The organism is Dactylosporangium sp. NPDC049140 (genome assembly GCF_040648435.1).
In genome coordinates, this window is record NZ_JBEZDS010000018.1 from 13888 (window position 1) to 28408 (window position 14521).

At 72.3% G+C, this 14521-nt stretch carries 13 protein-coding genes; 11 read left to right on the forward strand and 2 right to left on the reverse strand.

Translation table 11 applies throughout. The features are described from left to right. The first annotated feature begins 829 nt into the window (after positions 1-829). From AB0B76_RS27155 to AB0B76_RS27195, 9 genes are read left to right on the forward strand one after another with little or no spacing between them, the layout of a single operon-like run. The gene (locus tag AB0B76_RS27155; RefSeq protein ID WP_360380595.1) at positions 830-1756 is read left to right on the forward strand and encodes a sugar ABC transporter permease; all 927 of its coding nucleotides are present in this window, start codon (positions 830-832) and stop codon (positions 1754-1756) included. Then, positions 1749-2600, forward strand: coding sequence for a carbohydrate ABC transporter permease (locus AB0B76_RS27160; RefSeq protein WP_360380597.1), 852 nt, complete (start codon positions 1749-1751; stop codon positions 2598-2600). The genes AB0B76_RS27155 and AB0B76_RS27160 overlap by 8 nt, the downstream gene beginning before the upstream one ends. Before the next feature lie 12 nt (positions 2601-2612). After that, entirely contained in the window at positions 2613-3926 is a 1314-nt protein-coding gene (locus AB0B76_RS27165) for a sugar ABC transporter substrate-binding protein (protein WP_360380600.1), read from the forward strand. Next, positions 3916-4992 (forward strand): Gfo/Idh/MocA family oxidoreductase, encoded by a 1077-nt coding sequence (locus tag AB0B76_RS27170; protein ID WP_360380603.1) that lies wholly within the window; start codon positions 3916-3918, stop codon positions 4990-4992. Before AB0B76_RS27165 ends, AB0B76_RS27170 begins: the two co-directional genes overlap by 11 nt. Beyond that, entirely contained in the window at positions 4989-5885 is an 897-nt protein-coding gene (locus AB0B76_RS27175; RefSeq protein WP_360380605.1) for a PmoA family protein, read from the forward strand. Before AB0B76_RS27170 ends, AB0B76_RS27175 begins: the two co-directional genes overlap by 4 nt. Next, positions 5882-7135: a Gfo/Idh/MocA family oxidoreductase gene (locus tag AB0B76_RS27180; protein ID WP_360380608.1), complete on the forward strand. Its 1254-nt coding sequence runs from the start codon at positions 5882-5884 to the stop codon at positions 7133-7135. Before AB0B76_RS27175 ends, AB0B76_RS27180 begins: the two co-directional genes overlap by 4 nt. A 34-nt stretch (positions 7136-7169) precedes the next feature. Continuing rightward, positions 7170-8303 carry a glycoside hydrolase family 27 protein gene (locus AB0B76_RS27185; RefSeq protein WP_360380611.1) on the forward strand — a complete coding sequence of 378 codons (1134 nt, stop codon included), beginning with the start codon at positions 7170-7172 and terminating at the stop codon, positions 8301-8303. A 22-nt stretch (positions 8304-8325) separates the two neighbouring features. Then, positions 8326-9183 (forward strand): pentapeptide repeat-containing protein, encoded by an 858-nt coding sequence (locus AB0B76_RS27190; RefSeq protein WP_360380614.1) that lies wholly within the window; start codon positions 8326-8328, stop codon positions 9181-9183. A 23-nt stretch (positions 9184-9206) separates the two neighbouring features. Further along, positions 9207-9791, forward strand: a complete 585-nt coding sequence (locus tag AB0B76_RS27195) for a hypothetical protein (RefSeq protein ID WP_360380616.1) — start codon at positions 9207-9209, stop codon at positions 9789-9791. A gap of 2 nt (positions 9792-9793) precedes the next feature. Here the strand turns inward: AB0B76_RS27195 and AB0B76_RS27200 are convergent, their stop codons facing one another. Next, on the reverse strand, positions 9794-10453 hold the full coding sequence (locus AB0B76_RS27200; protein ID WP_360380619.1) for a FadR/GntR family transcriptional regulator: 660 nt from the start codon (positions 10451-10453) through the stop codon (positions 9794-9796). Between the two features lie 171 nt (positions 10454-10624). Between AB0B76_RS27200 and AB0B76_RS27205 the strand changes: the two genes are divergently transcribed. Continuing rightward, positions 10625-12592 carry a beta-galactosidase gene (locus AB0B76_RS27205; RefSeq protein ID WP_360380622.1) on the forward strand — a complete coding sequence of 656 codons (1968 nt, stop codon included), beginning with the start codon at positions 10625-10627 and terminating at the stop codon, positions 12590-12592. A gap of 12 nt (positions 12593-12604) precedes the next feature. Further along, complete coding sequence (locus AB0B76_RS27210; RefSeq protein ID WP_360380624.1) at positions 12605-13798, forward strand: sialidase family protein; 1194 nt, start codon at positions 12605-12607, stop codon at positions 13796-13798. Here the strand turns inward: AB0B76_RS27210 and AB0B76_RS27215 are convergent. Further along, positions 13783-14520, reverse strand: a complete 738-nt coding sequence (locus tag AB0B76_RS27215) for an FCD domain-containing protein (RefSeq protein ID WP_360380627.1) — start codon at positions 14518-14520, stop codon at positions 13783-13785. The two genes, AB0B76_RS27210 and AB0B76_RS27215, sit on opposite strands and share 16 nt — an antisense overlap. Position 14521: the final 1 nt, after the last annotated feature.

Genomic DNA, 14521 nt, shown 5'->3' on the forward strand with positions numbered 1-14521 from the left:
TGCGCGTTCGTGCAGCCCGTGGGAACGCGCACGGGCGGCGCGTTTGAGCGGAGTCGTGCGGTCGTGCGGCACGGATGTGTGCACGCTGCGCGTTCGTGCAGCCCGTGGGAACGCGCACGGGCGGCGCGTTTGAGCGGAGTCGTGCGGTCGTGCGGCACGGATGTGTGCACGCTGCGCGTTCGTGCGGGGCGCGGTGTCGTGGTGGGCGAACGGTGTGCGGTGTGCGTTCGTGCAGGGTGCGGCGGTCGTGCGACATTAACCCAATGCGCTGTGCGTTTGTGCAGGACCGCGCCGGGGGAATGCACCCGTATCCAGGTCGGCGGTTCGGGGCCAGGTAAGACGGCGTTGCTGCAATGTGGCGGCACGCCCTGCAGCGCGGTGACCGGCGTCCCGGCCCGAGAGAGCGCCGAGTGTCCGAGCATTGGCGTCCGAGCGCCGCGTACCGAGTGTCCGAGTGCCGTGTGCTGAGTGTCCGAGTGCCGCGTGCTGAGCGTCCGAGTTTCGCGCGCCTGGTGCGCAGCGCCGAGTGTCGAGTGCCCAGCGCTCCACCGCCAGTGCGACGCCGCGTCCGGCCGGCCCGGCGCCGGCGCCCCAAAGCCCCAGGAAAGCGCTTGTCTCCAGCATCGAGTTGGGGCGATTGTGCCGTTAGGTGTTGACCTGGGAGCCAAGACCCGTCAGCGTCGTATACGGCACCATGAGCGCGCTCACAACGGGGCAATATCCGCATACGCCCGTGGGGCTTGACCGGCCCCGGTGCGGCGTGCAGACTGCGGAATACGTTTTCCCACAAGAGACACCCCCGAAGGGGAAAGCGATTGGAGACTCGACGTTGAGTGCGCTCGGCGAGCTGCAAAGGCTCGGCAAAGCCAAAGGCGCCCCGCCGCGAAAACGCGACAACAAGGCGGCCTTCCTGTTCCTGCTGCCCTGGTTCGCCGGGCTGGCGCTGATCACCGCCGGGCCGGTCCTGGTCTCGTTGTTCCTCGGTTTCACCGACTACAACCTGATCCAGGACCCGAAGTTCACCGGCCTGCACAACTTCCAGCGCATGCTGCACGACGAGCGTCTGCACCAGGCGCTGCGCGTCACGTTCATCTACGTGTTCGTCAGCGTGCCCCTGCAGCTGGCCGCCGCGCTCGGGCTCGCGTTGCTGCTCGACCGGGGCATGCGCGGCCTGGCGTTCTACCGCTCGGTGTTCTACCTGCCCTCCCTGCTCGGCTCCAGCGTCGCGATCGCGGTGCTGTGGCGGCAGATCTTCGGCGCCGAGGGGCTCGTCAACCAGGCCCTGGAGCTGGTCGGGGGGCACGGCCGGGGCTGGATCTCCGACCCGTCGACGGCCCTGGGCACGCTCGTCGTGCTCAACATCTGGACGTTCGGCGCGCCGATGATCATTTTTCTTGCCGGGCTGCGGCAGATCCCGGTGATGTACTACGAGGCGGCCGACGTCGACGGGGCGAGCACGTGGACGAAGTTCAGGAAGATCACGCTGCCCCTGCTGTCGCCGATCATCTTCTTCAACCTCGTGCTCCAGGTGATCCACGCGTTCCAGAGCTTCACCCAGGCGTTCGTCGTCTCCGGTGGCAGCGGCGGGCCGTCCGACTCGACGTTGTTCTACACGCTCTACCTGTACCAGCGCGGCTTCGGCAATTTCGACATGGGCTACGCCTCCGCCCTGGCGTGGCTGCTCCTGCTCATCATCGCCGCCTTCACCGCGGTCAACTTCTGGGCCGCCAAGCACTGGGTCTTCTACGATGACTGATCTCCGCGCGCGCCCGGTATTGAAGCGTTTCAAGGTGCTCAAGCACGCCGGCCTCGTCCTGCTCGCCGCCGTGATGCTGTACCCGGTGATCTGGATGGTCGTCAGCTCGCTGCGCCCCGGCAACGAGATCTTCCGATCGCCGGGACTGGTGCTCTCCGACCTCGAGACGCACAACTACGGCGAGGGCTGGAACGCCCTCGCGAGCCCGTTCGGGCACTACCTGTTCAACTCGGCGATCGTCGTGCTCGGCTGCATCATCGGCAACCTGGTGAGCTGCTCCATGGCCGCGTACGCGTTCGCCCGCCTCGAGTTCACCGGCAAGCGCCTGTGGTTCACCGTCATGCTCGGCTCGATCATGCTGCCGGTGCACGTGCTCATCGTGCCGCAGTACATCATGTTCGCGCAGGTCGGCTGGATCAACACGTTCCTGCCGCTGATCGTGCCGAAGCTGCTGGCCACCGACGCGTTCTTCGTGTTCCTGATGGTCCAGTTCATCCGGGGCCTGCCCCGCGAGCTGGACGAGGCCGCGCGCATCGACGGCGCCGGGCACCCGCGCATCTTCCTGCGCGTGATCCTGCCCCTGATGCTCCCGGCCCTGGCCACGACGACCATCTTCACGTTCATCTGGACCTGGAACGACTTCTTCAGCCAGCTGATCTACCTGACCGACCCGCAGATGTACACGGTGCCGGTCGCACTGCGCTCGTTCGTGGACTCCACGGTCTCCACGTCGTGGGGCGCGATGTTCGCCATGAGCGTCGTGTCCCTCCTGCCGATCTTCCTCGCCTTCCTGATCGGCCAGCGCTACCTCATCAAAGGCATCGCCACCACCGGCATGAAGTAAAGGACACCCCCCATGACTGCAGCATTCTCCCGCCGCACCGCCCTCAGACTGGCCCTCGGCGTCGGGGCCGGAGCCGTCCTCACCGCCTGCGGCACCGGCGGCGACAGCGACGCCTCCGGCGACCTGACCAAGGAGAACATCACCCTGCGCTTCACGTGGTGGGGCTCCGACGCCCGGCACAAGCGCACCCAGCAGGTCATCGACCTGTTCCAGAAGGCCCACCCGAACATCACGGTCAAGGGCGAGTTCAAGGACTGGAACGGCTACTGGGACAGCCTCGCCACGACGGTCGCCGCGAACGACGCGCCGGACATCATCCAGATGGACGAGTTGTACATCTCCTCGTACGCCCAGCGCGGCGCCCTGCTCGACCTCGGCACGGCGTCCAAGCACCTGCAGACCGGCGACTTCGACCCGAACGCGCTGGGCACGGGCAAGGTCGACGGCAAGCTGTACGGGCTGCCGGTCGGCCTGACCACGTACTCGATGATCGTCAACACCGACCTGCTCAAGCAGTACAACATCGAGCTGCCCGACGACACCAAGTGGACGTGGGACGACCTGAAGACGATCGGGGCCAAGGTGTCGGCGGCCGGCGGCGGGAAGGTCACCGGCGTGCAGTCGTGGGGCTTCGACATCGGCGGCGTCAACATCTGGGCGCGGCAGGCCGGCGGCTCGCTGTACGACGACAAGGGCAAGGTCGTCATCGAGCCCGCGGTGCTGGCCGCCTACTGGCAGTACCTCGTGGACATCTCCAAGTCCGGGGTCGCGCCGCCCGCGTCCGTCTCCGTGGAGCGGGCCGGCGCGGGGCTCGACCAGTCCGGCACGGCCACGAACACCAGCGCCTTCGGCACCTGGTGGAACACCCAGCTGACCTCGCTGACGGCGGCCAGCGGCAAGAGCCTCAAGCTGCTGAAGCTGCCCGGGGAGGCGCAGGCCAAGTCGCCGGGGGCGTACTACAAGCCGTCGATGTACTGGTCGGTCTCCTCACGCTCCAAGCACGCCGCCGAGGCGGCCGCGTTCGTCGACTACCTCGCCAACAGCCAGGAGTCCGCCGACGTGCTGCAGACCGACCGCGGCGTGCCGGCCAACAGCAAGATCCGCCAGACGCTCGCGGCCAAGCTCGGCGCGACCGACAAGGCCGCCGCCGAGTACCTCGACGCGGTGAAGGTCGGCGCCCCGCCGCGGGTCACGCCGAAGGGTGCGAGCAGCGTCGAGACGATCCTGAAGCGGTACACCGAGGACGTCCTCTTCGGCCGCAAGTCCCCGCAGGACGCCGCCGCGGCCTTCATCAAGGAGCTCCAGGGAGAGATCGATGCTGCGTAAAGCAGCCGTGGTCGGTACGGGGGCGATCGCCGTGGCGCACGCGCGGGCCATCCGCGCGCACGGCGACCGGCTCGACCTGGCCGCCGTCGTCGACATCGACGGCGGCCGGGCCGCCGACTTCGCCGCCACCTGGGGCGCGCCGCGGGTGTACGCGGACGTGGGCGCCCTGCTGGCGGCCGGCGGGGTCGACCTCGTCCACCTGTGCACGCCGCCGGCCTGGCACGCGCCGCTCGCCGCGCAGTGCCTGGAGGCGGGCGTGGACGTGCTCGTCGAGAAGCCGCCGACGCTGTCGCTGGCCGAGCTCGACGCGCTCATCGAGGTCTCCGGGCGGACCGGCGCGCACCTGGCCACCGTGTTCCAGCACCGCTTCGGGTCCGGGGCGGTGCGGCTGCAGGCGATGGCGGCCGCGGGCGAGCTCGGCGCGCCGATGCTCGCCACCTGCGAGACGCAGTGGTACCGCGACGACGACTACTACAACGTGGCCTGGCGCGGCCGCTGGGACACCGAGGGCGGCGGCCCCACCATGGGCCACGGCATCCACCAGCTCGACCTGCTGCTGTCGGTCCTCGGCCCCTGGGAGCAGGTGACCGCGGTCGCCGCCCGCCGCGCCCGGCACGTGGAGACCGAGGACGTCTCGATGGCCCTGGTGACCTTCGCCGGTGGGGCCACCGCGGCGGTCGTGAACTCGGTGCTGTCGCCGCGGCAGGAGTCCCGGCTGCGCTTCGACTACGCGCACGCCACGGTCGAGCTGCGGCACCTCTACGGGTACACCGACGACGACTGGACGATCACGCCCGCGCCCGGCCACGACGACGTGGCCGAGCGCTGGCGCCGGGAACGGTCCACCGTGGAGAGCGGGCACGCCGGGCAGCTCGCCGCCGTGCTCGACGCCCTCGACGCCGGGGTCGCGCCGCCGGTCACCGCGGCCGACACCCGCCGGACCATGGAGCTGATCGCCGCGCTGTACGCCTCCGCCTTCACCGGCGCCCCCGTCCACAGTGGACAGATCTCGCCCGGCGACCCCTTCGCCAAGCGCATGAACGGAACAGGTGCACCTTGGGAATGAACGTCGACCACGCCCTCGACCGCTCGGTCACCGTCTCCTCCGGCGGCGTGGGGCTGTTCACCTACGTCTACCGGCCCGACACGCCCAGGCTGGAGTCGCCGAAGCCGTACCTGCACCCGATCCGCACGCTCGCCGGCGACGTCGTGTCGCTGTTCCGCCCGCACGACCACGTCTGGCACAAGGGCATCGCCTGGTCGCTGCCGCACGTGGGCGAGCACAACTTCTGGGGCGGCCCGACGTACGTGCACGGCCGCTTCTACGTCCAGCTGGACAACAACGGCAGCGCCGAGCACCGCGAGATGACCGACCTGTCGGCCACCAACGGTGACGCGACAGTTGCGCACCGCCTGGACTGGGCGTCACAGGCGGGCGACCCGGTCATCGCGGAGACCCGCACCCTGCACGCCTCGCTCGTGGACGAACAGACCTGGACGCTCACCGTGCACACCAGCATGCGCAATGTGTCGGGCGAAACGCTCAGCTTCGGGTCGCCGACCACGAAGGGGCGGGAGAACGCGGGCTACGGGGGGCTGTTCTGGCGCGGGCCGCGCGACTTCACCGGCGGCACCCTGCAGTCGCCGGACGGCACCGGCGGCGACGACCTGCGCGGCACCCGCGCGGAGTGGTTCGCCTTCCGGGGCCGCCACGACGGCACCGACCGGGCCTCGACGATCGTGATGGTCGACGCCCGCGACAACCCGCGCCACCCGCCGCAGTGGTTCGCCCGCACCGAGGAGTTCGCCTGCCTGAACCCGGCGCCGTTCTTCAGCGAGGAGCTCGAGCTCGCCGACGGCGACACGCTCGCCTTCCGCTACGCGGTCGTGATCGCGACCGGCGACCGCGGCGACGAGGGAACCGCGGCGCTCGCCGGACTGGGGCGGGCGGCGTTGTGACGAAGCGGTACGCCATCGTCGGCACCGGACACCGGGCGGGAATGTACGTCGACGCGCTGAACGGCGCCCACCGCGACCACGGCGACCTCGTGGCGCTCTGCGACCCCAACCCGGTCCGCATGCGCCACCACGGCGAACACCTCGCGCACTACCACCCGGACGAGCTGGCGAGGCTCCTCGACGAGCAGCGCCCCGACCGCATCATCGTCACCTCGCCCGACGCCACCCACGACCGGTACATCTGCGCCGCCCTCGATCACGGCATCGACGCGGTCACCGAGAAGCCGATGACGACCGACGCGGAGAAGCTGCACCGCATCGCCGAGTCGGCCCGGCGCTCGACGGCGGGCCTCACCGTCACGTTCAACTACCGGTACTCGCCGCGCAACAGCCTCGTGAAGCGCCTGCTGCTCGACGGGGCCGTCGGCCGGGTCACCTCGGTGCACTTCGAGTGGCTGCTGGACACCGCGCACGGCGCCGACTACTTCCGCCGCTGGCACCGCGACAAGGCGATGTCGGGCGGGCTGCTGGTGCACAAGTCCACCCACCACTTCGACCTCGTCAACTGGTGGCTCGCCGACGTGCCGCAGACCGTCTACGCCTCCGGCGGCCTGCGCTTCTACGGCGAGCGGAACGCCGCCGGGCGGGGAATGCCGCCCCGCCCGGCGCTCGGGCGCGACCTGCCCGCGGACGACTCCTTCCGCCTCGACCTGTCCGCCGATCCGCGGCTGCGGCAGTTGTACCTCGAGGCAGAGGCCGAGGACGGCTACCACCGCGACGCCGACGTGTTCGCGGCCGGCATCTCCATCGAGGACTCCCTCTCGCTCGCGGTGACCTACGAGGGCGGGGCGACGATGGCGTACTCGCTCACCGCGTTCGCGCCCCGGGAGGGGTACCGCGTCGCCTTCAACGGCACGGAGGGCCGCCTCGAGCTCGACGTCGGCGAACGCTCCTGGGTGCGCCCGGCCGGCGTGGTCGACCCCACCGGCGGGCCGCCCGGCAACGAGTCCCACGAGCGGCTCGTGCTGCAGCGGCACTGGGAGCGGGCCGCCGAGATCCCGATCCCGCACGGCGCCGGCGCGCACGGCGGCGGCGACGCGATCCTGCTGCGCGACGTGTTCGAGGGGGCGTCCGACGACCCGCTCGGCCGCGCGGCCGGCCTGCGCGACGGCGCCAACAGCGTGCTGGTCGGCATCGCCGGCAACGTGAGCCTGGCGCAGGGCAGAGCGGTGGCGATCAGCGAACTGTGAGCCGGCTGCCAGGAAGCGCCGCTACGGTCGGGGCATGGCGACGGTACGGCGGGCATGCGCACTCCTGCTCGTGCTCGCCGCGCTCACCCTCCTGGCCGGGTCCGCGGTGCCGGTGCCGCCACTCGGCAACGGGCTCGCCCGCACCCCGCCGATGGGCTGGAACGACTACAACGCCTTCGGCCTCGACGTCACCGAGGACCTCGTCCGGCGCACCGCCGACCGGCTCGTCTCCTCGGGACTGCGCGACGCCGGCTACGTGTACGTCAACATCGACGACGCCTGGATGGCCCCGGCCCGCGACGCCGCCGGGAACCTGCAGGCCGACCCCGAGCGGTTCCCGCACGGCATCGGGGCGCTCGCCGGCTACGTACACGGGCTCGGGCTGAAGCTCGGCATCTACGAGGACGCGGGCACGAAGACCTGCGGCGGGTACCCGGGCAGCCTCGGCCACGAGGAGCAGGACGCGCGCCGGTTCGCCGCGTGGGGCGTGGACTACCTCAAGTACGACACCTGCTACGACGGCGGGGTGCCGGCGCGGGAGCGGTACGGGGCCATGCGCGACGCCCTCGCGGCGACGGGGCGGCCCATCGTCTACAGCATCTGCAACTGGGGCGCCGACCGCGTCTGGGCGTGGGGGAGCGGGTACGGCAACCTGTGGCGCACCACGCCCGACATCCGGCCCACCTTCGCGAGCCTCCTCGACGTCTTCCACGCCACCGTGCGGGTCTCCGGCTACGCCGGGCCGGGCGGCTGGAACGACCCCGACATGCTCGAGGTCGGCAACGGCATGACCCGGACCGAGGACCGCGCGGAGCTGAGCCTGTGGGCCATGCTGGCCGCGCCGCTCATCACCGGCGCCGACCTCACCACCGCCTCCCGCGAGACCCTCGCCGACCTCGCGAACCCGGCCGTGGTCGCGGTCGACCAGGACCCGCTCGGCCGCCCCGCGACCGTGGTCTCGTCCCGCGCCGGCCTCGACGTGCTGACCCGGCCGCTCGCCGACGGCGACGTGGCGGTGCTGCTGTTCAACGAGACCGGCGCCGCCGCGGACATGGCGTGGACGGTCCCGGGCGCGACGGCCGTGCACGACCTGTGGACGGGCGCGACGGGCACCGCGGTCGCGGCCCGGGTGCCGGCCCACGGCGTCGCGATGTTCCGCGTCGCTTGACCGCATCGCCGACCATGGTTGCGTGCGACGTTCCGTGGTGGTTGGGCTGATGGTGCTCGTGGCCGCGGCGGCCGGGCTCGCGGCGGTGCTGTTCCTGCCGCCCGTCGTCGTCGACCACGACCTGGGCCGCACCGCCGTCACCGCCAACGAGCGGCTCACGGCCGTCAACAACGTCCGGACCGTGCTGCTGCAGGCGCTGGGCGCGGTGATCCTCGGCCTGGGCGCGTACGCGACCTGGCGCCGGCTGCGCATCAACGAGGAGGAGCTGCGGCTGAGCCGCAGCGGGCAGACCACCGAGCGGTACTCGCGCGCCGTCGAGCACCTGGGCCACGAGTCCCTCGATGTGCGCATCGGCGGCGTCTTCGCGCTCGAGCAGATCGCCGGGCAGTCGCCGGAGGACCGGGACGCGATCGTGGCGATCCTCTGCGCCTACGTGCGCGGGCACTCGCCGTGGCCGCCCGGGCGCCCCGGCCAGCCGCCCGCCGACACCCCCGTCACGGAGCTGTGGAGCCTGGCCGTGCGGGCCAACGACGCGCAGGCGGCCGTCACCGCCCTCGCCCGGCTGCACGCCGCGGGCGGCGCCGAGCGGCTCAGCCTGCCCCGCACCGACCTCCGCTTCGCGCGGATGGGCGGGCTCGACCTTCGCGGGGCGTACTTCGGCGGCGCCACCCTCATGCGCGCCCGGCTGCAGGGCACCGACCTGCGCGACTGCTTCCTGGAGGACGTCGACCTGCGGCACGCGGAGCTGGCCGGGGCCGACCTGCGCGGCGCGGTCCTGACCGGCGCCCGCCTCGACGGGGCCGTCGCCGACGCGCGGACCCGCTGGCCCGAGGGCTTCGATCCGGGGGCGGCGGGCGTCGCCGGGACCGGCGTATCGTGAGTGACCACGCACGAGGGGGAGTCATGGAGTTCTATGTCGCGACCCGGCGGGTGGTCGCGTTCGCCATCGCCTACGCGGCAATCGTGGTCGTGGACGCCGTGTTCGTGGCCGGGTGGTACGCCGCCGACGTCCCGGGGGTCCTGCAGGCCCACTGGATCGTCATCGCCGTCGTCGTCCTGGGCCTCGTAGCGCTCGGCGTGGTGCTCGGGATCCTCATCACGACCGCGTTCTGGGTCTACTCGTCCGTCAAGCAGTCGCGCGAGCACGGCGCGCCGCCCTACGGGCACCTCGGCTACTACGGCATCGGGGCGTTCTTCCTGCTGTTCGTGTTCGCGTACGCGGTGCCGGGCATCTGGGGCAACGCGGCCGTGCGGCTGGCCGGCTGCGCGCTGCTCATCGCCGGGGTGCTGCACACCCGCGGCTGGCTGCGCGCGCGGAGCAACCCGGGCCGGCCCTACGCCGCCGACCGGTACTCGATGGTCACCGGCGGCGACCCCGTGGGCCCGCTCGCGGCCCAGCCCACCGCCGACGACTGGAACGCCGCGCAGTGGGACCCGTCGGTGCAGGAGGAGATCGAGCGCCGCCGCCGGCGCGAACAGACCCGCTAAGCCTAGGCCGCGGCGGCCCGGGCCTCGGCCTGCACGATGCGCTGCTTCACGTCGCCGAAGTGCCGGCGCATCGCCTCCCGCGCCGCCTCCGGGTCGCGGGCCCGCAGCGCGTCCACGATGCGGCGGTGGTTGGCGACCGTCTGCGCGACGCGGTCCTCGGGCGGCGCCAGCACGCCCCCGATCTCGTGGTACACGTCCCAGAACATGCCGATGAGTTGCAGCACGAGGTCGTTGCCGCAGCCCTCGTAGAGCAGCGCGTGGAAGGCGCGGTCCGCCGCGGTGTCGTGGGCCATGCCGGTGACCAGGGCATCGAGCGCGGCCACGCGGGCCTCGCTCACGGTGCCGGCCACCGAGCCGATGAGCCCGGTCTCCAGCAGTTCGCGCACCTCGACCAGGTCGTGCAGCGCCCGCACGCCGCCGCCCGGGCCGGTGCGCACCCGGAACGTGAGCGACGGGGTCAGGGCGTCGAGCGAGGCGCGGCCGACGAACGTGCCGTACCCGTGCCGGATCTCCACGATCCCGAGCGCCTGCAGCGCCCGGATCGCCTCGCGCACGCTGTTGCGGCTCGCCCCGAGCAGGTCCATGAGCTGCGGCTCGGTCGGCATCGGCGCGCCGGGCGGCAGCTCGCGGTCGTGGATCAGCTCGACGATGCGGTCCTGCACCGTAGCTCCGCGTCTGACCATGCCCCGAACATCCCATGTCCGGACCCGGAACGGTATCGGCATTCGAACGAATTTACGCTCCCGACACACTTGACGGTCGATCGTCCGGCCTCCTAGTGTCCGGATGGACAGAGGACGTCCTACGTCCCACCTCGACTCGTTGGAGGCCCGGTGCTCTGGTTCGGCGGCGACTACAACCCGGAGCAGTGGCCCGAGCCCGTCTGGGACGAGGACGCGCGGCTCATGGCCGAGGCCGGGGTCAACCTCGTCTCGGTCGGCATCTTCGCGTGGGCGACGGTCGAGCCGCGGCCGGGGGAGTACGACTTCGGCTGGTTCGACCGCGTGCTGGACAAGCTCGCCGGGGCCGGCGTCGGGGCGAGCCTCGCCACGATGACCGCCTCGCCGCCGCCGTGGCTGGCCGCCCGCCACCCGGAGACGCTCCCGCAGCGGGCCGACGGGGTGCGGCTGTGGCCGGGCGGGCGGCAGCAGTACTGCCCGTCGAGCCCGGTCTACCGCGAGCACGCCGCGCGGCTCGTGGAGCGGATCGCCGAGCGCTACGGGGCGCACCCGGCGCTGAAGCTGTGGCACATCGGCAACGAGTACGGCTGCCACGTCCGCCAGTGCTGGTGCGACGTCTCCGCGGCCGACTTCCGCCGCTGGCTGCGCGAGCGGTACGGCGACCTCGACGGCCTCAACGCCGCCTGGTCCACCACCTTCTGGTCGCAGCGCTACGGCGACTGGGACGAGATCCAGCCGCCGCGCACCGCGCCTACCTTCGTGAACCCGGCCCAGAAGCTGGACTTCGCCCGGTTCAGCGACGACGCCCTCCTCGCCTGCTACGCGCTGGAGCGCGACATCGTGCGGCGGTACACCCCGGACGTCCCCGTCACCACGAACTTCATCGGCCTCGTGCACAAGCCCGTCGACTCGTTCCGGTGGGCCCGCGAACAGGACGTCGTGAGCCTGGACAGCTATCCGGACCCGTACGACCCCCGCGGCCACGTCGAGGCCGCGTTCGGCTACGACCTCGTGCGCGCGGCCCGCGGCGGGCAGCCGTGGCTGCTCATGGAGCAGGCGCCGTCGGCGGTCAACTGGCGGGAGCGCAACGCCCCGAAGCCGCCGGGCGTCATGCGCCTGTGGAGCTGGCAGGCGATCGCCCAGGGCGCCGACGCGGCGCTGTTCTTCCAGTGGCGGCAGGCCGCGGGCGGGGCCGAGAAGTTCCACTCGGCGATGGTCCCGCACGCGGGCCCGGACAGCCGGGGCTTCCGCGACGTGCAGACGCTGGGGGCCGAGCTCGGCGGGCTCGCCGGGGTGGCGGGCACGCGGCTGCGCGCGGACGTGGCGATCGTGCACGACTGGGCGAACTGGTGGGCCCTCGAGTCCGACGCCCACCCGGCCGTACTCGACCTCGTCGAGACCCACCGCGCGCACTACGAGCCGCTGTTCGACGCGCACGTGAGCGTCGACGTGGTGCCGGTCGACGCGGACCTGAGCGGCTACAAGCTCGTCGTGGTCCCGAACCTGTACCTGCTGGCCGACGGGACCGCGCAGCGCCTGACGTCCTATGTGGAGGGCGGCGGCCACCTCGTCGTGTCGTTCTTCACCGGCATCGTCGACGAGTGCGACCGGGTGCACCTCGGCGGCTACCCGGCCCCGCTGCGCCGCGTGCTCGGCCTGGCCGTCGAGGAGTTCCACCCGCTGCCCCCGGGCGGCTCGGTGGAGTTCGACGGCGGCCGCGGCACCGTGTGGAGCGAGTGGGTCGAGCCCGAGGGCGCCGAGGTCGTCGCCGCGTTCCGGGGCGGCGCGCTCGACGGGCGTCCCGCGATCACCCGGCACGCGTACGGCACCGGCGTCGCCTGGTACCTCGCCACCCGGCCCGAACCGGCCGCGATGCGCGCGCTGCTCGACCGGGTCCGCGCCGGGGCCGGGGCCGGGCCGGTCCTCGCCGGCCTGCCCGAGGGCGTCCAGGCCACCGTGCGCACCGGCCCCGAGCACAGCTACCTGTTCCTGCTCAACCACGGCGCCGAGCCGGCGACGGTGACCCTGCCCGAGCCCGGCGCCGACCTGCTGACCGACCCCGAACGTCCACAGTCGACGGTGACCCTCCCGCCCCGGGGGGTCGCGGTCATCCGGAGGTAGAAAGGTGTACCCGTGCCAAGACCGCTCGTCCTGACCGTCACCGGCATCGCCATCCTGACCCTGCTCGGCTCCGCGCCGGCGGCCGCCGAGCCGGAGCGCGCCCGGGCGTGCGACGGCTCCGTGCCGTTCCGCGCCAACACCGAGGGCTACTCCGCCTTCCGCATCCCCGCCGTCGTCAAGGCCCGCTCGGGCGCGGTCCTCGCCTTCGCCGAGGGGCGCAAGGGCGGCCTGTCCGACGCCGGCGACATCGACCTGGTGCTCAAGCGCTCCACCGACGGCGGGTGCTCGTGGGGGCCGCTGCAGGTGGTGTACGACAGCGGCGCCAACACCTCCGGCAACCCCGCGCCGGTGGTGACCGCCTCCGGGCGGGTGGTGCTGCTCTCGACGTACAACGCCGGCACCTCCACCGAGGCGGCCATCATGCGCGGCGAGGTGACCGCCGAGCAGAGCCGCCGCGTCTTCGTCCAGCACAGCGACGACGACGGCACCACCTGGAGCGCCCCCGCCGAGGTGACGGCGGCGGCCAAGCAGGCGAACTGGCGCTGGTACGCCACCGGCCCCGGCCACGCCGTCCGGCTCACCAAGGGCGCGCACAAGGACCGGCTCGTCGTCCCGGCCAACCACTCCGCCGCCCCGCCGGCCGGTTCGACCGACGCCGGCACCGAGGCCAAGTACTACGGCGCGCACGACCTCATCAGCGACGACGACGGCGCGACCTGGCGCATCGGCTTTGTCGACGGCACCTACGACGGCGTGGTGAACGCCAACGAGTCCAGCGCGGCCGAGCTGCCCGACGGCCGGTTGTACTTCAACGCCCGCGACCAGAACGGCACCGCGCCCGGCAACCGGCTCGACGCCGTGAGCGCCGACGGCGGGCAGACCCTGAGCCCGGCCTACTACCGTCCGCAGGGGACGATCGCCGGGCCGGTGGTGGAGGGCAGCGTGCTGCAGCTCTCCGGCCGCAACTCGCTGCTGGTGTACTCCGGGCCGGCCGACCCGGCCGCCCGCGCCGTCATGACGCTGCGGGTGAGCCGCGACGGCGGGACCACGTTCACCAGCGCGCTGGCGCTGTCCGGGCTCCCCGCGGCGTACAGCGACCTCGTCCAGCTCGATGAGCAGACGCTCGGGGTGCTGTACGAAACCGGCGACCTGGGCCCGAACGAGAGCATCACCTTCAAGCGGGTCGCGACTCAGTCGCTCGGCTGAGCCTTCCGCAGCCGCGCGAGGCGGGCCCGTACGCCCGCGAAGTGTGCCCGCATCGCCGCCGCCGCCGCGGCCCTGTCCCCGGCGGCGACGGCGTTGCGGATGTCGCGGTGCTTGCGCGCCACGTCGTGCGGCGGCTCGTCCGGCTCGCCGAGGTCCTCGCGCAACTGGTGGTACACGTCCCAGAACGCCCCCAGCAGCTGACCCACGAGCGGGTTGTCCAGCGGGTGGTAGAGCACGTCGTGGAAGCGCTTGTCGGTCTCGGGCGACACCATGCCGGCCTCGGCCTCGGCCTCCATCAGCGCCAGGACCTCGTCCACCCGCCCGCAGTCGGGCTCGGCCGGGCCCTCGATGAGCAGCTGCACGAGCCCGCTCTCCAGCGCCTCGCGGATCTCGATGAGGTGCCCGAGGTGCCCGGTCTGCTCGCCGGCCGTGATGCGGCCGTGGAAGGCCAGCTCGTCGACGAGGCCGTTGAGCGACATGCGCCCGACGAACATGCCGAAGCCGTGCCGGATGTCGACGATGCCGACGGCCTGCAGCGCCTTGAGCGCCTCGCGCACCGCGTTGCGCCCCACGCCGAGCTCCTCGACCAGCTCCGACTCGGTCGGCAGCGGGTCCCCGGCGGAGAGGCGGCGGCGGACGATGAGCTCCTTGACCTCGTCCTGCACCTCGAGCGCCCGGCTGCGCCGCCGGGTGCCCAATCGATCGCTGCGCGCGGTGGTCATG

Coding starts and splice junctions, on each gene's coding strand:
- AB0B76_RS27160 (WP_360380597.1), top strand. CDS start 1,749: ATGACTGATCTCCGCGCGCGCCCGGTATTGAAGCGTTTCAAGGTGCTC.
- AB0B76_RS27165 (WP_360380600.1), top strand. CDS start 2,613: ATGACTGCAGCATTCTCCCGCCGCACCGCCCTCAGACTGGCCCTCGGC.
- AB0B76_RS27170 (WP_360380603.1), top strand. CDS start 3,916: ATGCTGCGTAAAGCAGCCGTGGTCGGTACGGGGGCGATCGCCGTGGCG.
- AB0B76_RS27175 (WP_360380605.1), top strand. CDS start 4,989: ATGAACGTCGACCACGCCCTCGACCGCTCGGTCACCGTCTCCTCCGGC.
- AB0B76_RS27185 (WP_360380611.1), top strand. CDS start 7,170: ATGGCGACGGTACGGCGGGCATGCGCACTCCTGCTCGTGCTCGCCGCG.
- AB0B76_RS27195 (WP_360380616.1), top strand. CDS start 9,207: ATGGAGTTCTATGTCGCGACCCGGCGGGTGGTCGCGTTCGCCATCGCC.
- AB0B76_RS27215 (WP_360380627.1), bottom strand. CDS start 14,520: ATGACCACCGCGCGCAGCGATCGATTGGGCACCCGGCGGCGCAGCCGG.